The organism is Paraburkholderia sp. LEh10 (assembly GCF_017814945.1).
Lineage (GTDB): Bacteria > Pseudomonadota > Gammaproteobacteria > Burkholderiales > Burkholderiaceae > Paraburkholderia.
Map to the genome: position 1 here is coordinate 14,158 of NZ_JAGIPX010000039.1, position 18,200 is coordinate 32,357.

The 18,200-nt window shown below is 60.0% G+C and carries 23 protein-coding genes; 6 read left to right on the forward strand and 17 right to left on the reverse strand.

Going from position 1 to position 18,200, the window contains the following annotated elements:
• Positions 1 to 50: 50 nt before the first annotated feature.
• Genes J8I87_RS27595 through J8I87_RS27615 form a run of 5 tightly spaced genes read right to left on the reverse strand, consistent with a single transcriptional unit; the run spans position 51 to position 3,751 of the window.
• Positions 51 to 1,403, reverse strand: a complete 1,353-nt coding sequence (locus J8I87_RS27595) for an ATP-binding protein (protein WP_209935334.1) — start codon at positions 1,401 to 1,403, stop codon at positions 51 to 53.
• On the reverse strand, positions 1,403 to 2,074 hold the full coding sequence (locus J8I87_RS27600) for a response regulator transcription factor (RefSeq protein ID WP_209935251.1): 672 nt from the start codon (positions 2,072 to 2,074) through the stop codon (positions 1,403 to 1,405). The genes J8I87_RS27595 and J8I87_RS27600 overlap by 1 nt, the downstream gene beginning before the upstream one ends.
• Positions 2,075 to 2,098: 24 nt before the next feature.
• Complete coding sequence (locus J8I87_RS27605) at positions 2,099 to 2,827, reverse strand: cytochrome b/b6 domain-containing protein (RefSeq protein ID WP_209935252.1); 729 nt, start codon at positions 2,825 to 2,827, stop codon at positions 2,099 to 2,101.
• Positions 2,799 to 3,287, reverse strand: coding sequence for a diheme cytochrome c (locus J8I87_RS27610; protein ID WP_209935254.1), 489 nt, complete (start codon positions 3,285 to 3,287; stop codon positions 2,799 to 2,801). Before J8I87_RS27610 ends, J8I87_RS27605 begins: the two co-directional genes overlap by 29 nt.
• A gap of 44 nt (positions 3,288 to 3,331) precedes the next feature.
• Complete coding sequence (locus J8I87_RS27615; protein ID WP_313066257.1) at positions 3,332 to 3,751, reverse strand: DUF1924 domain-containing protein; 420 nt, start codon at positions 3,749 to 3,751, stop codon at positions 3,332 to 3,334.
• 256 nt (positions 3,752 to 4,007) lie between these two features.
• Here J8I87_RS27615 and J8I87_RS27620 point away from each other — a divergent pair, with 256 nt between their 5' ends.
• Positions 4,008 to 4,298: a hypothetical protein gene (locus tag J8I87_RS27620; protein ID WP_209935255.1), complete on the forward strand. Its 291-nt coding sequence runs from the start codon at positions 4,008 to 4,010 to the stop codon at positions 4,296 to 4,298.
• Positions 4,299 to 4,342: 44 nt separating this feature from the next.
• Here the strand turns inward: J8I87_RS27620 and J8I87_RS27625 are convergent, their stop codons facing one another.
• The 4 genes from J8I87_RS27625 to J8I87_RS27640 form a co-directional block, all read right to left on the reverse strand.
• Positions 4,343 to 4,819 carry a CreA family protein gene (locus tag J8I87_RS27625; RefSeq protein WP_209935256.1) on the reverse strand — a complete coding sequence of 159 codons (477 nt, stop codon included), beginning with the start codon at positions 4,817 to 4,819 and terminating at the stop codon, positions 4,343 to 4,345.
• 224 nt (positions 4,820 to 5,043) lie between these two features.
• The gene (locus tag J8I87_RS27630; protein WP_409518813.1) at positions 5,044 to 6,519 is read right to left on the reverse strand and encodes a PAS domain-containing protein; all 1,476 of its coding nucleotides are present in this window, start codon (positions 6,517 to 6,519) and stop codon (positions 5,044 to 5,046) included.
• Positions 6,513 to 6,965, reverse strand: a complete 453-nt coding sequence (locus J8I87_RS27635) for a response regulator (RefSeq protein ID WP_209935258.1) — start codon at positions 6,963 to 6,965, stop codon at positions 6,513 to 6,515. The genes J8I87_RS27630 and J8I87_RS27635 overlap by 7 nt, the downstream gene beginning before the upstream one ends.
• A gap of 3 nt (positions 6,966 to 6,968) precedes the next feature.
• A complete protein-coding gene (locus J8I87_RS27640; protein WP_313066261.1) occupies positions 6,969 to 8,651 on the reverse strand; it encodes a PAS domain S-box protein in 1,683 nt (560 codons plus the stop codon).
• Positions 8,652 to 8,842: 191 nt separating this feature from the next.
• On the opposite strand from J8I87_RS27640, the gene J8I87_RS27645 reads away from it, so the two are divergent.
• A complete protein-coding gene (locus J8I87_RS27645) occupies positions 8,843 to 9,163 on the forward strand; it encodes an HPF/RaiA family ribosome-associated protein (RefSeq protein WP_209935261.1) in 321 nt (106 codons plus the stop codon).
• A 22-nt stretch (positions 9,164 to 9,185) separates the two neighbouring features.
• Here the strand turns inward: J8I87_RS27645 and J8I87_RS27650 are convergent, their stop codons facing one another.
• The 5 genes from J8I87_RS27650 to J8I87_RS27670 all read right to left on the reverse strand — a co-directional run bounded on the left by J8I87_RS27650 (position 9,186) and on the right by J8I87_RS27670 (position 12,862).
• Complete coding sequence (locus J8I87_RS27650; protein ID WP_209935262.1) at positions 9,186 to 9,554, reverse strand: DUF3564 domain-containing protein; 369 nt, start codon at positions 9,552 to 9,554, stop codon at positions 9,186 to 9,188.
• 43 nt (positions 9,555 to 9,597) lie between these two features.
• Positions 9,598 to 9,942: a c-type cytochrome gene (locus J8I87_RS27655; RefSeq protein ID WP_209935263.1), complete on the reverse strand. Its 345-nt coding sequence runs from the start codon at positions 9,940 to 9,942 to the stop codon at positions 9,598 to 9,600.
• 36 nt (positions 9,943 to 9,978) lie between these two features.
• Positions 9,979 to 11,010 carry an Acg family FMN-binding oxidoreductase gene (locus J8I87_RS27660; protein ID WP_209935264.1) on the reverse strand — a complete coding sequence of 344 codons (1,032 nt, stop codon included), beginning with the start codon at positions 11,008 to 11,010 and terminating at the stop codon, positions 9,979 to 9,981.
• 166 nt (positions 11,011 to 11,176) lie between these two features.
• Positions 11,177 to 11,962: a fumarate/nitrate reduction transcriptional regulator Fnr gene (gene fnr / locus J8I87_RS27665; protein WP_209935265.1), complete on the reverse strand. Its 786-nt coding sequence runs from the start codon at positions 11,960 to 11,962 to the stop codon at positions 11,177 to 11,179.
• Positions 11,963 to 12,217: 255 nt separating this feature from the next.
• On the reverse strand, positions 12,218 to 12,862 hold the full coding sequence (locus tag J8I87_RS27670) for a response regulator transcription factor (RefSeq protein WP_209935336.1): 645 nt from the start codon (positions 12,860 to 12,862) through the stop codon (positions 12,218 to 12,220).
• A gap of 365 nt (positions 12,863 to 13,227) precedes the next feature.
• Between J8I87_RS27670 and J8I87_RS27675 the strand changes: the two genes are divergently transcribed.
• A complete protein-coding gene (locus J8I87_RS27675; protein ID WP_209935267.1) occupies positions 13,228 to 13,695 on the forward strand; it encodes a universal stress protein in 468 nt (155 codons plus the stop codon).
• A gap of 157 nt (positions 13,696 to 13,852) precedes the next feature.
• Here the strand turns inward: J8I87_RS27675 and J8I87_RS27680 are convergent, their stop codons facing one another.
• The 3 genes from J8I87_RS27680 to J8I87_RS27690 are packed head-to-tail and all read right to left on the reverse strand — an operon-like array spanning position 13,853 to position 16,044.
• The gene (locus tag J8I87_RS27680; protein ID WP_209935268.1) at positions 13,853 to 14,686 is read right to left on the reverse strand and encodes a universal stress protein; all 834 of its coding nucleotides are present in this window, start codon (positions 14,684 to 14,686) and stop codon (positions 13,853 to 13,855) included.
• The gene (locus tag J8I87_RS27685; RefSeq protein ID WP_209935269.1) at positions 14,683 to 15,186 is read right to left on the reverse strand and encodes a universal stress protein; all 504 of its coding nucleotides are present in this window, start codon (positions 15,184 to 15,186) and stop codon (positions 14,683 to 14,685) included. Before J8I87_RS27685 ends, J8I87_RS27680 begins: the two co-directional genes overlap by 4 nt.
• An 18-nt stretch (positions 15,187 to 15,204) precedes the next feature.
• Complete coding sequence (locus tag J8I87_RS27690) at positions 15,205 to 16,044, reverse strand: universal stress protein (protein ID WP_209935270.1); 840 nt, start codon at positions 16,042 to 16,044, stop codon at positions 15,205 to 15,207.
• Between the two features lie 438 nt (positions 16,045 to 16,482).
• On the opposite strand from J8I87_RS27690, the gene J8I87_RS27695 reads away from it, so the two are divergent.
• From J8I87_RS27695 to J8I87_RS27705, 3 genes are read left to right on the forward strand one after another with little or no spacing between them, the layout of a single operon-like run.
• Complete coding sequence (locus J8I87_RS27695) at positions 16,483 to 16,749, forward strand: hypothetical protein (protein ID WP_209935271.1); 267 nt, start codon at positions 16,483 to 16,485, stop codon at positions 16,747 to 16,749.
• A gap of 1 nt (position 16,750) precedes the next feature.
• Positions 16,751 to 17,497 carry a beta-ketoacyl-ACP reductase gene (locus tag J8I87_RS27700; RefSeq protein WP_209935272.1) on the forward strand — a complete coding sequence of 249 codons (747 nt, stop codon included), beginning with the start codon at positions 16,751 to 16,753 and terminating at the stop codon, positions 17,495 to 17,497.
• Between the two features lie 48 nt (positions 17,498 to 17,545).
• The gene (locus J8I87_RS27705) at positions 17,546 to 18,067 is read left to right on the forward strand and encodes a flavodoxin family protein (protein WP_209935274.1); all 522 of its coding nucleotides are present in this window, start codon (positions 17,546 to 17,548) and stop codon (positions 18,065 to 18,067) included.
• Positions 18,068 to 18,200: the final 133 nt, after the last annotated feature.

The following is an 18,200-nucleotide window of genomic DNA, read 5'->3' on the forward strand; positions in this document are numbered from 1 at the left end:
ACTGCGTAGCGGAATGGTCGCGCGTCGTGGACATGGCGCCTTGATTCAGGTCATGCATTTCCGGCGTGCAACGTCACCTCGACTTCGAGACCCCCGAGGCGTTTCGAGCGACGAACATTGACCGTCGCCGCGTGGAGGGCGACGATTCGCTGAACGATCGACCAGCCGAGCCCGCTGCCACTTTCGGTGGTTCCCCGAACCCGGAAGAAGCGCTCACCCAACCGCGGACGATCCGCATCGGCGAGGCCAGGGCCGCTGTCCTCAACTATCAGGAGGGCTTTGGTGTCATCTATGGCCGTTTTGATCAACACGGACGCGCCGGGCGGGCTATAACGGATGGCATTGTCCACGAGGTTGCGAACCAGGGCCGCGAGCAACGTTTCGTCGCCGGTGACGTGGCAGGGCCTTTCACCGTCGAATTCTAGCGACTGCCGCTTCGCGATCGCCGTTGGCGCCAGTTCTGCGGCGACCCGTTGTGCAAGTGCGCTCAGATCGAGCTTCGTGAATTCCAGGGTAGCTCCCGAATCGAGCCTTGAAAGCACCAGCAACTGGTTCACGAGACGCGTCGCACGGTCACAACCTTCGAGGGTGGCGCGTAATGCGTGCTGACGCAGGCGATCGTCCGTCTCTGCCAACGCGACCTGAGCCTGCGACCGGATCGCCGCGATAGGTGTGCGCAATTCATGCGCGGCGTCATCAGTGAACCGGCGTTCTGCGTCACGTACCGTCTGGATACGCTCGAATAGCTGATTGAGCGCGTCGAGCACCGGGGACATTTCGGCAGGCGTTTTCGTCATCACGACTGGCGCGAGATCATCCGGCCCACGCCGGGCAATGCTCCGGCCCAGTTTCTTGAGTGGCGTCACGCCTTGTCGCACCGCCCACCAGGTGGCAAATCCAAGAAGGGGCAGGGCCGCCGCCATAGGCCACAACGTACCGCGCAACACCGCTAGCAGTATCGCGGTGCGTGAATCGATACGCTCTCCGACATAGATGCGTGTCTCCTTTCTCGTTCCGGGCACGGAAAACACGCGCCACGCATCACCATTTATTTGCACGGTTGCGAAACCCTGTCCGAACTCACCATTGGCGGAAATCATCGGCTCAGCCGGTGCATTGGCGGAACGCACGACTGCCTGTCCCTCATGAAAAATCTGGAAGGCAACCTTCGGTGCATACGGATGCGGTACGCGCGTATCGACCTCGCCATCGTCGTCGTCCATCGACTGAGTCTGCTGGACAATCAGCAGTGCCGCTGCCTGTGCGAGGTGACTGTCAAGCAGTTCGTCGAGTTCCCTTCGGGCGTCACGCCAGATGAACAGCGCAGTGATCAGCCATACGCCGATTACGCCGCCAATGACCAGGACCAGCAAACGTCCCTGCAATGAGCGAGGCAGGATCATCACGTAGCGCAATCTTGTCGCATGAGAACGTATCCGACGCCACGAACTGTCCTGATCAGGTCGCTGCCGAGTTTGGAGCGCAGGCGATGGATGTGCACTTCAACTGTGTTGCTCTCCACTTCCTGACCCCAGCCGTACATGGCCTGTTCCAACTGCTCGCGCGACATGACACGGTCCGCATTGAGCATCAGCACGTAGAGAAGATCAAACTCGCGCGTGGAGACGGTGATGGGTTCTCCATTCCGGTAGACAAGTCTTGCTGCCGGTTCGAGTGTGACGTCCCGCACTTCCAGCTTTTCCTGCGGCTGACCGTGCGCGCGGCGCACGAGCGCTCGCAGGCGGGCGGCAAGCTCCAGAAGATCAATGGGCTTGACGACGTAGTCGTCGGCACCGATGTCGAGTCCACGAACGCGCTCGGGAACCGTATCGCGTGCGGTCAGCACCAGCACGGGCATGGTCACGCCCGCGTGACGCACCGACGACAGGACCTCGATGCCATCCTTGAGCGGTAGTCCGAGATCAAGCACGGCCGCCGCGTAGAAGCGGGTACGCAGTTCGGTTTCGGCAGCCTGGCCGTCGCGAACCCAGTCGACCTGAAACCCTGCTTGCCGAAGCCCCGCGCGAATTCCATCGCCAAGCAACGGATCGTCTTCGACGAGAAGGATACGCATTATGTCCTTAACCTTTGAAGGTCGTCAGTCGGCATCTTCGCGCGCGGTCTGGTGCGAAGTAGCTGCACCGCGATCGGGCATCATCGGCGCAGGTGCGACTTGCCACTGCCACCACCAGAATGCAAGCACACTGGCGAGCACAATCGCAGCAACGCTTCGCCACGCGCGCTTGATGCCTTCGTCGGGGCGCCCGGACTTATGCCCGCTCAGCATCGCGCCGACCAGGTTCTCCCGATGAAGCCAGCTGCTCACGACGACGCCGGTCACATGTATACCAATGAGCGCAAGCATGACGCTGGCCAAACCCTCGTGCAGTTCATCCAGCCAGTTACCTCCGATATCGTTATAGGTCGCCCAACCCGTCATGGTCAATGCGCATGCCAACGCTAGCATGGCGACGATGACGACGGCGCCGGCCGGGTTGTGTCCAACATGGCGTTGTGGATGGCCACGCAATATCCCAAGAAGATAGCGCCCCACGTAAGCGGGGCCGCGAACGAAGCTGGAAAAACGGGCGTACTTCGTCCCGACCAGCCCCCATACAAGTCGAAAGATCACAAGACCACCTGCCGTGTAGCCTAGCGCGACATGCACGAGCCGCCAATTCTCGCTTTCCGCGGTCAGCCATGCACCGGCAAAGCAGGCCGCGAACAGCCAGTGGAAGATCCGTACGGGCGCATCCCAGACCAGAATGCGACGTACCGCGGTGTCGCCTGCGCTGCTGCTATTGCGGTATGCGGATGAAGTGTTCATTGAAGTTTCCTTGTTCGGCGCGGGTATGGCAAGCCGCGCAATTTGACGCGCTCTTGATCATGGGACGCTTCCATACGTCGGCAGGCACTTCTGCATGCTCTTGCCGGAACCAGTGGGAGCGGGTAATGCGATCTTCGGGCGGAGCAGCGTGCGCGGCCGCGTCTCCTGCCGAATTTGCGGCGAGCCACGTCGAAATCTGTTTGACGGAGTCGACATCGAGTGACGCATCGGTGCCGAAATGGTGCTGCAGGTTGCCCAGAATGCGCTGCCATGACGCGGCAGGCAGCATGCCCGGGGGGTAGGCGATATGGCAGGTCGCGCATTCCTGCCGATACTTTGGCAGCACGTTGACCTGGCTGGGTGTCCCTCCAGATTCGGCGGCAGCAATCGCGGCCGTCAGAGTAGCTATAACTGCGGCGACGCAAACCATAAGAAGACGCGGAACAAGGGTGAACAGCATGGGAATCGCTCCGAGGAAGGACTTTCGATAGTGCAGGGAGCCATCTACGGCTTGAGCGTCAGAAGCCATGCAAGCAGATCAGCCTTCTCGGCTGCGCTGCACTCTCGTCCGACTACGTCGTTGCAATTGCGGCGAAACCATTTCTCGGTCTTCGAGGCGTCGGTAAAGCGGTCCGGGTTGAACGCAGGTGATAGAGGTGCGATTGACTTGCCCGTGGCGGCATGCCTTCCCGTCTGCGTGGGCACTGCGCCGTGGCACGAAGCGCAACGCCACTCATGGTCATGTGAAGAATTGAAGAACTGTTGCCCGCGCGACGGGGCGGGCTCCGCATTGCCCGACTGCGTACGGTAAGTGCCGAGGAGTTCTAATGGCGTGACAGCATTGGCTGTCGCCATTGAGGTCACGGCAAGGACCAGCAGAAGTGCCCCGTACGGACCCGGCAGCGAATGAAGCGATTTGCTCACGAGAATCTCCGGTAGTTGCCGATCATCCTGGGCAAGCTTCCTTACCGGAGTCTTAACGCTTCGATCTCGCGGTTTGCTCACGTTGCGTTTGCTGTAACAGGGAATCGGGTCAGCCTTTAGCTTGCGACGTCCGTTATCGGCACACGCATAACGGTCACACCTCATCCAACTGCCTCAATCCTTTGACGCGCGTCAAGGAGTGGCGCATATCGCCAGGCAGTATCCAATCGGAGACCGTTACTTATGTGGAGCCGCCATGTCTTCGTCCTCTTATCGGGAACTCGAGCGCGATGTTGCGCATCTCAAGGCTGTGATCTCGTTGCTCGAACTGAACAGAGCGTATTTTGCAGTGCGCAGCCCCGTGAACGATCCGGCGTATTGGAAGGCGCGCCTGAGAATTGCGCTGAATAGCACCGCATGTGACGATGCTATCGCCGCGCAGATCGAGGGTCTGCTCGGACGATTAGCCCTGTTACAAGCCGACGTCGACGGCGATCAAGGCTCTGACCGCAGAACACGGGCTCGAGCGTCACCGAGGAGCACTTAGCGCTACGGCTGGAGCGAACACGGATACGGAAGATCTGCTCAGGCTTATTCGCCCATCAGCTTTCCCCGCATCGGCAGCCGGATCATGTCGACGTGACCGGGCAGATTCCCCGACAATTCGTTTTCCGTGTAGCTGAAATACACCACTGCCAGGCGGCCCGGGTCCAATATCCGAAACACGTGCACGGTGCTGAAAATCGGATCCGTTGATGCGTCGAACACTTGCGCGCGTCGTGGCAGCTTGCCCGTCGCCTCCAGTTTGCCCACCTGATGACAGGAGACTTCCGCATCAGATGTGCCCGTAGTCGGCGCGTTATCACGGAAGCTATTCTCGTCGTGCGATCGGGAGAGGTAACAGGTGACGCCTTTCAGGAGAGGATCGTCAAATGCCAAAATACTGATCTCGCCGCCATAGCGGTGAGAGTGGGTTGCGATTCTCGCTAATTCCTCGCCAGCAACAGGGAATGTCATGCAGGTTGCCAGAATTGCCGAGGTACAGAGTGTTGCAAGACGACGTGCCATGATGTGTCTCCCATTCTCGCCTGGAATGCCAGAACGAAAGCCATTGATGGACGTCTGGCCGGTTAAGCCAGCTTACGGGGCTCCATCTTTTGAGGATTGACCGATATCAACGGGCGATCAGGCATCGTCGGGACCGTTCTGCGCAAGGTGCGGACGTCAGCGATGCGGTTCTGAAGAATTGACCTGATGTCCCAGTCGACTCAACGCAACGCGCTGCGTGGTCTTCAAGCGCTCCTCGCCTCAATAGCGGAGAGCGGCAGCAAAACGGTTACTGCGAAGCCCTGGCCGGGAGCGCTCTGGACTGTCAGTTCGCCGCTCAGGGCCGCGACTCTTTCGCGCATGCCTATTAAACCGAACGAGCCTGGAGACGGTCGAACATCGTTTCGACAGCCGCGTCCGTTGTCTGCGATACGCACGATACAATGTGATTCGCTGCTCGCGATCTCAAGCGTAACCTGCGTCGCGCCGGCATGGCGTGCCACGTTGGTCAGTGCCTCCTGAACAATCCGGAACACGGCAGTGGAGCTGTCGTAATTGAAGTCGATATTATCCGCGTCGATATGCTGGACGACGGATATCGGGTATCTCGACGAGAACCGTTCGATGAACCACTCGATAGCGGGCAGCAGCCCAAGATCGTCGAGCATGGCGGGACGCAAATCGGTCGCTATGCGCCGTACAGAAACGACCAACTGATCGATTAGCGCATAGATATTGCTCATGTCGGCCTTTTCGTTCGTCGCGTCGACATCTCCGGTACGATTGCCATTTTTCGCGCATTCAATCTTGAGCGCGGCCAGTTGTTGACCGAGATCGTCGTGCAGTTCGCGTGCAATCCGGGTCTTTTCCTCCTCGCGGGCTCGCTGAATGTTCGCCGACAGCCGTTTCAGTTCTTCGCGCGACTCACGCAGCGCCTCGTCGGCAAGTCGACGCTCGGTTACGTCGATAACCCATCCGACCATGCGGTAGGCTTCGCCGGACTGATTCCACAGCGCCTGGCCTCGCGCGTGCACCCAACGGTATTCACCGGTTTTTGTGCGTATCCGGTATTCGATCTCATAGGCGCACCTTTGCGCGAGGTGCGCGGCGAGCTTTGTCCTGACTCGTTCGACGTCGTCCGGATGTATCAAGTCGAGGATGAGCTGGCTGTCATTGGGCAGTTCGTGCGCCTCGTACCCCACGATTTCCTTGAATTGGGGCGACAGATAAACGGTGCCTGTCTGTGGATTCCAATCCCACAGTCCAGCGCTTGCGCCCCTGACTGCGAGCTGAAACCGTTCCTCGCTTTCCTTGAGCGCCTTCGCGATCCGATGACGCTCTATTGCATAACGTATGGCGCGACCAAGCTCCGACGAGTTGATGTCCCGCTTTGACAGATAGTCCTGTGCGCCCTCCTGAATCGCCTTTAGCCCCACCGACATATCTTCAAGTCCTGTCAGAACCAGTACAGGCAGTTCAGCGGCATGCTGCTGCAACGCTCTGAACGTTTCGATTCCTTGTGCGTCCGGCAACCCCAGATCCAGAAGCACGATATCAAACTGCGTCGACCGAATACTCTTAAGCGCATCGGACAAAAGGCTGGCATGGAACAAGCGGTGCTGAAAATCCAGCACGTCAGACAGTGCTTCCTTTATCAGCAAGGCGTCCGTGGGGCTGTCCTCAACGAGCAGGACCCGGACTTCCGGTGCCGCGTTCATGATCTGGCGGGAGGCAAGGTCACCACGCCGAACCAGAAATCACTGATTCTGTGCACGACCTCGACAAACCTGGTGAAGTCGACCGGCTTGGTTATATAGCAGTTCGCATGCAGCCCATATGTCCTCGCCACATCTTCTTCTGACTTGGAAGTCGTCAACACGACGACTGGAATGTTCATCAGCTCGGGATCCGCCTTCAGTTCCTGAAGAACTTCGCGTCCGCTCTTTTTGGGCAGGTTCAGGTCGAGAATGATCAAACCGGGTCGTGGCGCATCGCTATGCCTGCCTTCGCGCCTTAGAAATTCCATCGCCGCAACGCCATCCCCGGCTACGTGCAAAGGGTTGAGCAGCTTGTAGTACTCGAACGCTTCACGCGTAATCATGACGTCAGTCGGGCTATCCTCGACCAGGAGGATATGGATCGGATCGTCGGCGGCCTGCGTAAGCATGAGCTACTCCCGCGGGTTGTGCTGTGGTGGGATACGGTCTTCAGTTACCGCGTTTAGCGTGAAGAAGAATGTCGTGCCGTCGCCCGGTTGGGACTCGACCCAGATGCATCCTCCGTGCTGCTCGACGATACGCTTGCAGAGCGCAAGGCCGATCCCCGTCCCGGGGTACTCGGCCCGGGAATGAAGGCGCTGAAAAATCATGAATATCCGGTCGAAGTATTGGGGGTCGATGCCGATACCATTGTCCTTCACTGAAATCACCCATCTGCCCCCTTCAAGGCGTGCACCGATGTCGACACACACAGCCCGATCGACCTGCCGAAACTTGACTGCATTGCCGATCAGATTCTGAAACAGCAGTGCGAGTTGCGTCGGAATCGCCATGACGGAAGGCAGTGCACCCCGAGTGATCTGCGCGCCGGACTCCTGCAGCACGACGCTCAAGCTCTTCAGTGCCTGGTCAAGTGCGGCAGCACACTCAGTCAACTGCTGAACTGCGCCCGACCGTCCGACACGGGAATAGGAGAGCAGGTCGTCAATCAGCTTTTGCATCCGCGTCGCGCCATCCACTGCGTGCGTGATGAACTCATCTGCGCGCGCGTCGAGCTGTCCTTGATAGCGACGCTGAAGCAGCTGAAGCGGACCTGCAACGGCACGTAACGGTTCCTGCAGATCGTGGGAAGCCACGTACGCAAACTGTTCGAGATCCTGGTTCGAGCGGGCGAGTTCTTCCGTCCTGCGTATGAGTTCCTGTTCCGCGCGCTTTCTCTCCGTGATGTCGACTATGGCGGCGAGCACGAAGTTTTCATCGGAGGTCGTGACTGGATTGAGCCCGATCTCCACAGGAAACTCCGAGCCGTCCTGACGAAGGCCGTACAGGTCACGCCCTCTGCCCATCGGGCGGGGTTTCAGATCACGCAGATAGGCGGTGCGAAAAACTTGATGACCTTTCCGGAAACGTTCTGGCACAAGCGTTTCGATCGACTTCCCGAACAACTGCTCGCGGCCATAGCCGAACAGATTCTCGGTCTGCGCATTCACGAGGACGATCTTTCCTTCCTGATCCACCATCACCATCGCATTCGGCGCAGCTTCCACCACTTGCCGGAAGCGCTCCTCCAGGCGTCTGCGTTCGGTGATGTCCACGATGGCGGCAAGTACAAACATGCCCTCGGCCGTCGCAACAGGGTTCAGCCCGATTTCGACGGGAACTTCGGTACCGTCCTTTCGCAGCGCAAACAGGTCACGGCCGGTGCCCATCGGTCTGCTCCTCAGGTCGCCGTAGAACATGCGGCGGTAGTCTGGATGCGCGCGGCGCAGGCGCTCGGGCACGAGCATGTCGACACTGTTTCCGACAAGTTCGCTGCGCAGATAGCCGAAAAGCTTTTCCGCCTGCACGTTGACGAGAACAATCAGACCCTCGCGGTCGGCCATGACCATCGCGTTGGGTGCGGCTTCTACGACTTGCCGGAAAAGCTCGTGAGTCAAGCTGCTCAGTTGCCTGTACGGCTCCATTCGGTCTCCGTCGTTTAAAGATGCAACCGCCATACCGACGCCGCCTGGCGGAGGCCGTGCCCTTGCCGCGGCAGCGGTAGCTCGTTTATGGCCTACGCACCGTACAAATATGATCGCTCGTTTCTGTCCCTGTGTGTGCTGCCGCCACCTTTGCGCCGGACAAGTAGGCATCCGGGTTTTCCCTTCCCCGTGCCGACCTTATAAGGGTGAGCCCGAGGCGGAATTTTTCTGCCTCGCGTGAGTGCACGAGGTCAAGCCGATTGATACAGGTCAACGACGACAGTTCGGCGCACGCGATGATGTCAGGGAGGCCTGAGCGGTTAGCAAGGCACGGTGAATCTGGGCACCGGACGGAGGCGAAGATGGGCATTGGCATGCAGATCGTCTATCAAGGCTTCTGTGGAACGGCACGACTGGAAGGCGAGGCTGCCGCGCAACTGGTACGGCTGGAACGTTACAGCGGGCTTCTTTCAAATTGCCATCTGGCAATCGAGGAGGTACGTACGCAATCGGCCAAGCCGACCTACGACGTTCGTCTCGATCTGATCACTCGTGCGCGAGACTTCAAACCCATCGAACATTGTTCGAGCGAAGATGCGGAACAGGCCATCCGCTGGGCGTTCGATGCCGCGGAAAGGGAACTTCAGGCGACTGAGAATGCAGCGAAACAGCGGCGGCAATAACGTCTGGCGGGAGGACACAGTTTCAGAGACCACCCTCCGCGAACACGCCGTTCTCGGGATCCGATTCTGTGTTATCGACACACTGAATGTGCCACTTACCAATAATGGGCACGTGATGAGCATGGCGGTACCACAACGCTAGACCCGACTCGCCCTCGCACGGAGCTGCGGGCGAACCGAGATCGAGTCCCGTGAGTTCGCAGATCGCACGGTCGTGGTCCGCGCCATGAATGCGCGTGTTTCCTTTCGGGTACGCCAGGGTACCCCATTCCGGCAGATCGATCACTGCGTGTCCTTCCCGTGACCATTTGCGCGATTCGCGGTCGAGCCAGAGAACCGCATAAGCTACGTCAGTGCATTCGAATGTATCGATGTGGACCGTAATTCTCATCGTAGTCTCCGTGATCGAAAAAGATAAACGCGGAAAAAGAAGATCATTGCGACATGACCCACTCGATCAGTTTATGGGCATCTTCGGCGGACAGCGGGCCGCCGCGTTCGGGCGGCAGAGGCATGGGCGTGTCCCCCCAATGCGCACGGCCACCTTTTCTGAGCTTGATCTCCAGCATCGCCTTCGCATCGGGCACGTCCCGATACCGGTCCGCGATCTGACGAAACGAAGGAGCAAGGAAGGGCGCATCCGACGTGTGACAGAACATGCAATGCTGCTGGTCGACCAGTTCGGTCGGTTCATCGACTCGCGCATTGGCCGTGTTAAGTCCGGCAGCGAAGAGACCAGAGGTGAAGGCAAGCAGGATGGACCAACGGGCATGAGTCACGGTAAAGGCTCCTCTATGGATGTGATGATTTTCCTGTTAGTCAATGACGTCAGATAGAGGTCGTCTCGGCGAGTGATCGACCTGCGGACCACGGCCCATACGTAGCAGCAACTGCGGCGTCGCATCGACGTTCAGCAGGCTTCTTAGCGTTTCGCGCAGCGTCGTGACTTCGATAGGCTGATTGAGGTACGACGCCGTCAGTCCTCTGGACGCCGCGAGCAGCAGCATCCGTTCGAGCGCCTGCCCGGTCGCCAGCCAGGCTTCGGGGTCGTCGCGTTCCGTGGAGATACCGACGAACAGCGGCGACCCTTCGACTAGCCGCTGATGCGTGGCCGGTGCGCCGGCGCCAACGTCAAACACACGAACGACCGACGTGACCAGGGGCGCCGCGATATTGAGCAGCCCGCCGACAGCCGCGCCATACGCGGGCATACCATCATCCCGGCGGCGCGAATGAATCCAGCTCGCGAGCTCCCTCCGAAAGCGCGCATCGGCGAATTGCGCATGGTCTGCCTCAGCTATCAACTGAGCGATCGCGTGTCGTGCAGTCTCCGCTTCCACGCAAGTCGCGATCGCACCTTCCGCGTCACACGCGGCGGTCAGATCCCACTGAAGGCGCGGCGCTACGGGTTCGTCGACGAATGGCGTCCGGGTTGTAACGCGGGTCGTCAACGCAACGAACAGAGTGGCTAGCGCTTTGTCGAGGTGACCATCTCGTGAGACTCGCAACTGGGCGACGATGTCGGGATCGGATTCGGAGGGAAATACGGTGATCGCATAGGACAGCCCGAAATGGCTCAATGCGACTCGCAGGTTAAGCAGCGCTGCACCGCAACTTATGAGAAGTTCGCGATCGAACGGATCGACAACGGGCAACGCCCGCGTGCGATCCGCGCACACCTGAACGGTGGGACCATCGACGATGAACCGCCAGGGCTGCGTGTTGTGATTAGAGGGAGCGAGAACCGCGTACTGCAGTGCAAATCGCAACTGCTGTTCGGGTGACGCGCCAGCATCGAAATCCGTTTCGTTCAGTTCCCACGCGGACAGGGTTATCGCGTTGTTCATGTGAGATCTTCCTTGGCCCGTGCGACGAGGACGTCCCTTGCCTGGTGTTTATCGTGGCATGTCATGGCGACTCATCCTTGAGGCAAATCAACGTCTTTATTGACGTCGTCGGTCGTCACGCCTGGGTGCCACCGATGCTGCACAACCTGCTTCTCGCGCCGCGCGGTCAGACCTTTGCGAGCCGCTCGGGGTCGACGATCCGGACCGTTTTGCCGTCGGCATGCACGAGATGCTCACGCTGAAATCTCGAGAACATACGGCTCACGGTTTCAAGCTTCATTCCAAGGTAGCAGCCAATTTCCTCGCGCGTCATCCGCAGGTGGAACTCAGCAGCCGAAAAGCCGCGCGTCTTGAAACGCCGGGAGAGATTGAGAAGGAACGTGGCCACGCGCTGCTCCGCCGACATGGTGCCGAGCAGCATCATTTGCACGGACTCTCGCACGATTTCGCCGCTCATCATCTGATAGATGTGATGCTGCATGGACTTTACCTCGCGACAGATGATCTCGAGCTGCACGAACGGGATGATGCAGACAACACTATCTTCAAGCGCGATCGCGTCGCAGTTGTGCTGGCCGGCACATACGCCATCGAGGCCAAGCGTTTCGCCCGAGATCTCGAATCCCGTCACGTGCTCCCGACCGTCACGGTGCATGACGACCGTTTTGAACGATCCAGCGCGTATTGCATAGATGCTCTTGAAAGTGTCGCCGGCGCGATACAACGTGTCGCCGCGTTTGACGGCCTTCGTAGAGCAGATGACCGCGTCGAGCTTCGACAGATCCTCTGCGCTCAGATCAGGCGGCATACAGATGGAGCGCATCGAACACGAGGAGCATCGCGTCGTGCCTCGACGCGGCGCGTTGCTTTGCTCGGCGGGCCGAATCGGAATGATCGCGGCAACGGCGCGTTCCGGGGCGGGACTGGACATCAGCGTGTTTGGCGCCAGCATGTGCATCTCCTCATTCGTCAGTTGCGCGCGCGATGCGCGGCAAGGACCTGATCGACTGCGTGCTGAGCCTGGTTATGCTGTCTTCTTGTCGGGATACGGTGCACGCTTGCCGCATCGGTGTGATGGCGGCGTCGATACGCTTCAAGTATCGGTGCTCGTATCTCAAAAAAGTATCGGCAGGACTTTAAGAGGAGATAGGATACGAGGCAATGAAGCTAAGAATATTCCTACCGACATTGACACTAATAAGCTGGGTCATATCTCGTCGTCATCGACGAGTTTGTAACGAATCGCGTATCGTACAAGTGCGTTCTCGTTTGCCAACTGCATTTTCTCAAGCACGCGTGTCTTGTGCGTGCTGACGGTCTTTACGCTCACACATAGTTCGTGAGCGATTTCTGTAATGCTCTGACCGGCGACGATTCGTCTGAAAACATCAAACTCCCGATCCGACAACCGTTGATGCGGCAGCGCTTCGACAGGTTCATTCAGGGTTTGCGCGAAGCGTTCGGCCATCGCCAGGCTGATGTACACACCTCCGGCAGCTATCTTCGTGACGGCGTTGACGAGCTCCACGCTTGCGCTTTCCTTCGTCAGATAGCCGGAGGCGCCCGCCTTGAATGCGCGCACCGCGTACTGCTGCTCGGCGTGCATCGTCAGCACGAGGATGCGCAGGGCGGGTTGCTCGTCCTTGATCTGCCTGATGAGTTCGATGCCGTTGCGACCGGGCATCGTCAGGTCGAGAACCAGCACGTGCGCTTGTGTGGAACGAATGAGCGCGATGGTGGTCACGCTGTCCCATGCTTCGCCAGCCACTTCGAATCCGCTGGCGCTCTGGAGTATGTGACGCAAGCCGTCGCGTACGAGCGCATGGTCGTCGGCCAACAGTACCTTGATCATGGTTGGGTTTCTTCCTGTCTGACAGATTTGCAGGGAAACTTGACCGTTTTCGCGAAGCCGTCGTCGGTCGCCACAACGACGCATTTGCTGCTTCAAGACGTTGCCGGGCACGACCGGGGCCGATATTTTTCGATTGTACGCGTTCGTATGTCGCCCGCATGACCCCAAAAACAGTCGCGGCATCCTGCCTACGGCCCGGCCGTGATCTGTGTGCTTACATAAAAACGCCGTCACCCGCCGTCCCAAGGCGCAGCCGTAGTCCGGTTGACCTGAGTCAATCGGTGGCGAGAGGGCAGGAACACACTGCATTCATGCAGGTTCGTCGCTGTTTCGAGTGGCCCGTGCATCACGACTGGAGGTTCATCATGTACGACCGAATCGTTGTTGCGCTTGACGAAAGCGCGAGCGCGCAGATGGCGCTCGGCGAGGCGGTCAGGCTCGCGAAACTGTCCGGCGGCGTAGTGTATGCGCTGTCCGTCGTGGACCGTGGCCGGTGGCCGGGGGAGGTGAGCGCACGATTCGAGTTCGAACCTGAACCTTCCGCCGCGTCAAACGCTGCCACTCGCATATTTGATGAGGCGAATGCGCTGTTCCGGGAATCAGGCGTCAGCGGAAAAACGCGGGCGATCGATGCTTACGGTGAAAGCGTGTCGGAGGTATTGGCACGCGCGGCTGAAGAATGCGACGCGGACATCATCGTGGTCGGTACGCACGGAAGGCGCGGCACCCCGCGGTTCTTGCTCGGCAGCGTCGCCGAGTCACTCGTGCGCTCGACGCAGAGACCTGTTCTGCTGCTCCGGCATGACGGCTCTGGCGCGCGCACACAATCGTGATTCGTCACGACGCGGCGTCTTGCCCATGCAGATGCGCCCGCGCAATGCTTCTTCTGTCGCATTGGCGAAGCGGCAAGGTGGCGTGACAACCGACGCAAATGTGCATCGGCGTCACGCCATTGTTTGCGTCAGGCAGTTGTTGCCGCGCCGTTTGCGCTCAATGCGACATCAGCACGGGCAAGGTCATCGATTCCAGCATCGTCTGGGTTACGCCGCCGAACACACGTTCGCGGGCCCGGGAATGGGCGTAAGCGCCCATCACAAGCAGATCGATGTGCATATCCGACGCCCGGTTGAGCAGGATGGCACCGGCATTCGCACCGATGTGGATGCGTGTCGTGGAAAACGATGCGCTTACACCATGCCTATCGAGCCATGCGGCCACGTCGGTACCCACGGGCGCCTCACGGGCCCCATCGGCGTTTTGCACGATGTCGACGGTCACGTAACGGGCGCTCTCGAGCAGCGGAAGTGCGTCAGCCACGGCGCGAGCGGCCTCGCGGCTGCCGTCCCATGCGATCAGAACGTTTTCGCCCAACGCGTGCACAGTGCCCGCATGAGGAACGACGAGCGCCGGACGGCCCGCGTCGAGAATCAGATTGCCGACGAAATTGGGCGCCACATACGAAGCAGCGTCTTTCGAATCGTCCTGACCCAGGATCACCAGGTCGGCATGACGGGCATGGAGCATCGCGACTTCCGGCGCGGGTCCGCGCGGCGCACGCCATTCGACGCTGCGGTGGCCTGCCTGCTCCGCAGCAGCGAGAAAGCTGTCATGCGCTTTCTGCCGGAGTTCAGCGTGGCGGGCATCGAGTTCCGCGAACGGGCGACTCTGGCTCTGTCTGAGCGCGCCGGGCAGCAGATCGGTGCAAACCGCATACAGGCCAATGAGATGGGCGTCCCAGCGCTTCGCGAGATCAAGGGAAAGCGCGATCCGGGCTGCGCTGTGACGGCTATCGTCAATGTGGACGAGCAGAGTCTTGTAGCTCATGTCAGTTCCTTTTCGACAGGTGTGTCGGTGGCCATCTCCGAGGTCGATCCGGCGGTGTTCGCCGGAATCATCAGGACGGGACAGGCCGCACCTCGCAACACCCGTTCGGCGACACTCCCCAGCACCATTCGCCGGAAGCCCCGCCGTCCATGCGTGCCCATGACGATGAGATCGGCGCGCCACTCGTTGGCCGTTTCGGTGATGCGATGGGCGATGTCCTCTCCTGGCGTAGCGACGTCGACGACACGCGGCGCGCCTGTCAGGCTGAGCTTTGCGATTCGTGCGCTCGCATCGGAGGCGATGCGCTTGCCTTCTTCCTCGAGAGCGTCCCGGATGATGGAAGGATCGAAGCCGGGGACGTCGTAGGCGATCATGGGCACGTCGATCACATACAGCGGCAGAACCTGAGCACCGTGTTCAGCGGTGAGGTACAGAGCGATATCGAGGGCGCGCGACGCGGTGTCGCTGCCGTCGAGTGCGATGAGTATGCGGTTATACATGGCAAATCTTCCACGACACTAGTGCGAGAAGAGAACGGGCACGGTCATCGACCGGAGCAGCGTTCGGGTGGCGCCGCCCATCACCAGTTCACGCAGACGCGTATGCGCGTAGGCGCCCATCACGATCAGGTCGCAACCGAGATCCGCCGCTTGGGACAACAGCACTTCCCCGACGGGCGTGAAGCGTTCGGCATTGACTTCGCGCACCTCGACTTTCACGCCATGACGCGCAAGCGTGAGCGCAATGTCGGCGCCTGGAATACGTTGTCCCGTCGGCTCATCGCGATCCGCGTTGACTGTGAGCAGGGTGACGTTTGCAGCGCTCGACAAAAAGGGCATCGCATCGTGGAGTGCGCGGGTCGCTTCGCGGCTGCCGTCCCACGCGATCAGCACGTGCCTGCCACATTCCGCGAACGAGCCGCTCGACGGCATCAGAAGCACGGGCCGGCCGGCCGCCATGATCAGATTCTCGACAAACTGCTCGGCAATGAACGACTCTGGATCGTTCAGGTCCGTCTGCCCCGCGACGACCAGATCGGCAAGGCGCGCATACGGTGGCATCGATTCATTTGGGTAGCCTTCGGCCGATATCCACTGTCCGTCGACTCCCAGCCGGGCCAGTGCGGCGAGAAAGAGACGTTTGAGATCGACACACCGCTCCTGCCGTTGGCGCTCGTGTTCGACGTAGTAGCTGGCCGTGCCGACCATGACCAAGAGGGCGTGCGAGTCTGGAACATACGCCGAGAACACACCCGTCAGTCTCGCGTGGAAACGGCGCGCAAACTGCAACGCCAGTTCGAGCCGCGCCGGTGCATGAGTGCTGGCATCCAGATGAACAAGAATGGTTTGGTAGTTCATCGCCATTGCTCCAAATGGAATGCGGATTAACGGGCGGTGCCCGCGGTGCGATGAAGTCTATGACCCGTTCTCGCACGTCGGTTGACGCAGATCAACCGTCTACCGGTGGCGGGCCAGCTTGATACAAGTCAATTGCGATGAAGTACGCGCGTCTAGAGTGAAGATCGAAGCTTGCCGACGTACGCACCGCATCGCACAAGGAGCAAGGATCATGATCCGGTTACCAGACCCTTCTGCGCCGAAAGGGATTTGCCGGGCCGAACGCGCTGAGCCGATCCGGCTGACTGACCGCGGAAGACTGGCCGCGCGATCTGAACGCATTGGAGAGCCGTAGCATCAGACGAGATCGCGATGCCGTGCGCCGTATCGAGGCGGGGCTGGCGCGATCGGGTGACTCGTATGCTTTCACGTCCGCCCGTCAGTCCGCAATGCAGGCCTATGCCCACGAGACTCTTTCTGTTTTGGGGCGACGCTGCGTTGAACACGGCGCAACACCAGGCCGAACTGATCGATGAACTCACGCACCTTTTTAGCGCATGGCGAATTTTCTGGTTCGCTTCGCTGCAAAAGCTGCCCGGCGCTGATGCACCGCTTGACAGTTTCAGCGCATGGCTGCGTGCCTGCCGGGACGAAATGATGAGCGTCGTCGGCTCGCCGGCGGTGCAGTCGCGGGCGCCTGCCAATACGGCAACAACAGGAGTCTGAGATGAAAACAGATCGTGTGGCTTTTGTCACGGGTGGCATGGGCGGCCTTGGCGCTGCGATCAGCAGGGCGCTTCACGACGCGGGATTCAACGTGGCGATGTCGTATTCGGCGCGTAACGATCACGTCGCGACATGGCTGATGAAGGAGCGCGACGCGGGCCGCAAGTTTCACGCGTACGAAGCCGACGTTGCCGACTTCGATTCGTGCGAGCGTTGCGCACGCCGCGTGCTCGATGAACTCGGGAAGGTCGACATCCTGATCAACAACGCGGGCATCACGCGCGATGCGACATTTGCACGAATGAGCAAAACCGATTGGGACAGCGTGCTGCGAACTGACCTCGACGCTCTGTTCAATATGACGAAGCCATATTTGCCAGGCATGGTCGAACGCGGATATGGACGCATCGTCAATATCGGATCAGTGAACGGATCGCGGGGAGCGTTCGGACAAACCAACTATTCGGCGGCCAAGGCCGGCGTGCATGGTTTCACGAAGGCGCTCGCACTGGAAGTCGCAAAGCGCGGCGTCACGGTCAACACCGTATCGCCGGGCTATCTGGCAACGGCGATGGTCGAGGCGGTGCCGCGCGACGTCATGGACGCGAAAATCTTGCCGCAGATCCCCGTTGGACGTCTTGGTCGGCGGGAGGAAGTGGCTGCGCTGGTCGCGTTTCTATGCTCCGATGAAGCAGCCTTCATCACGGGAGCTAACCTGGCGATCAACGGCGGAATGCACATGGAATGAGGGCCTCGCGCCGGCTTGCACGAAGGCCTTCAAGTGGAGAAGACTCGCATGTCGGACGCTCATAGCGCGTTTCTTGTCGTGTACTACTCGCGCGGTGGGAGGACGCGGCGGATTGCCGAAATGCTGGCTTCGGAACTCGGCGCTGATATCGAGCCGATTTGCGAGCGGAGCCTGGGTGTCGCACGCGGACGCGGGCGCGGTTATGTACGGTCGCTGGTGGATGCGTGGCTTCGACGGCGGATCGACCTGTTGCCTGCACGGCATGACGTGTCGAGTTACGACGTCGTGGTGGTGGGGTCCGCGGTTTGGGCGAGCCATGCTTCGGCTCCAGCCGTGACATGGCTGAAGGATCACGGCGCACGCATCCGGCGTCTTGCGCTGCTCTGCTGTCTGCGTCGCCGGGGCGGCAGGCAGGCGTTGACGCAGATGGCGCGCGCGGCGGGCAAGCCGGCTATCGCGAGTTGCGCGGTCACAGCCCGCGACTTGCGATTCGGCATCGACGGGGTAAAGCGTCAGGCGTTTGCGCGAAGAATCAAACACCGGTTGCCGATCCATCAGGAGGCGGAATAGATCGCGTAACTCGCGCAGCATTGCACTGCGCCGTCGCCATCCTTCTGCGGCCTGTTCGCCCCCCGACAACCCCATCTGGTTCGGCAGGGAAAACTGGCGTCATCACCGGCGCCAGCTTTCCCTGGGCGCGATG

Excerpts from the sequence above, each read along its gene's own strand:
- J8I87_RS27640 (WP_313066261.1), bottom strand. The coding sequence starts at position 8,651 with ATGCCTACTTGTCCGGCGCAAAGGTGGCGGCAGCACACACAGGGACAG.
- J8I87_RS27690 (WP_209935270.1), bottom strand. The coding sequence starts at position 16,044 with ATGAACTACCAAACCATTCTTGTTCATCTGGATGCCAGCACTCATGCA.
- J8I87_RS27670 (WP_209935336.1), bottom strand. The coding sequence starts at position 12,862 with ATGATCAAGGTACTGTTGGCCGACGACCATGCGCTCGTACGCGACGGC.
- J8I87_RS27660 (WP_209935264.1), bottom strand. The coding sequence starts at position 11,010 with ATGAACAACGCGATAACCCTGTCCGCGTGGGAACTGAACGAAACGGAT.
- J8I87_RS27695 (WP_209935271.1), top strand. The coding sequence starts at position 16,483 with ATGCCCACGAGACTCTTTCTGTTTTGGGGCGACGCTGCGTTGAACACG.
- J8I87_RS27705 (WP_209935274.1), top strand. The coding sequence starts at position 17,546 with ATGTCGGACGCTCATAGCGCGTTTCTTGTCGTGTACTACTCGCGCGGT.
- J8I87_RS27675 (WP_209935267.1), top strand. The coding sequence starts at position 13,228 with ATGTACGACCGAATCGTTGTTGCGCTTGACGAAAGCGCGAGCGCGCAG.
- J8I87_RS27635 (WP_209935258.1), bottom strand. The coding sequence starts at position 6,965 with ATGCTTACGCAGGCCGCCGACGATCCGATCCATATCCTCCTGGTCGAG.
- fnr (WP_209935265.1), bottom strand. The coding sequence starts at position 11,962 with ATGCTGGCGCCAAACACGCTGATGTCCAGTCCCGCCCCGGAACGCGCC.
- J8I87_RS27685 (WP_209935269.1), bottom strand. The coding sequence starts at position 15,186 with ATGTATAACCGCATACTCATCGCACTCGACGGCAGCGACACCGCGTCG.
- J8I87_RS27700 (WP_209935272.1), top strand. The coding sequence starts at position 16,751 with ATGAAAACAGATCGTGTGGCTTTTGTCACGGGTGGCATGGGCGGCCTT.
- J8I87_RS27645 (WP_209935261.1), top strand. The coding sequence starts at position 8,843 with ATGGGCATTGGCATGCAGATCGTCTATCAAGGCTTCTGTGGAACGGCA.
- J8I87_RS27605 (WP_209935252.1), bottom strand. The coding sequence starts at position 2,827 with ATGAACACTTCATCCGCATACCGCAATAGCAGCAGCGCAGGCGACACC.
- J8I87_RS27620 (WP_209935255.1), top strand. The coding sequence starts at position 4,008 with ATGTCTTCGTCCTCTTATCGGGAACTCGAGCGCGATGTTGCGCATCTC.
- J8I87_RS27595 (WP_209935334.1), bottom strand. The coding sequence starts at position 1,403 with ATGATCCTGCCTCGCTCATTGCAGGGACGTTTGCTGGTCCTGGTCATT.
- J8I87_RS27610 (WP_209935254.1), bottom strand. The coding sequence starts at position 3,287 with ATGCTGTTCACCCTTGTTCCGCGTCTTCTTATGGTTTGCGTCGCCGCA.
- J8I87_RS27625 (WP_209935256.1), bottom strand. The coding sequence starts at position 4,819 with ATGGCACGTCGTCTTGCAACACTCTGTACCTCGGCAATTCTGGCAACC.
- J8I87_RS27600 (WP_209935251.1), bottom strand. The coding sequence starts at position 2,074 with ATGCGTATCCTTCTCGTCGAAGACGATCCGTTGCTTGGCGATGGAATT.
- J8I87_RS27680 (WP_209935268.1), bottom strand. The coding sequence starts at position 14,686 with ATGAGCTACAAGACTCTGCTCGTCCACATTGACGATAGCCGTCACAGC.
- J8I87_RS27650 (WP_209935262.1), bottom strand. The coding sequence starts at position 9,554 with ATGAGAATTACGGTCCACATCGATACATTCGAATGCACTGACGTAGCT.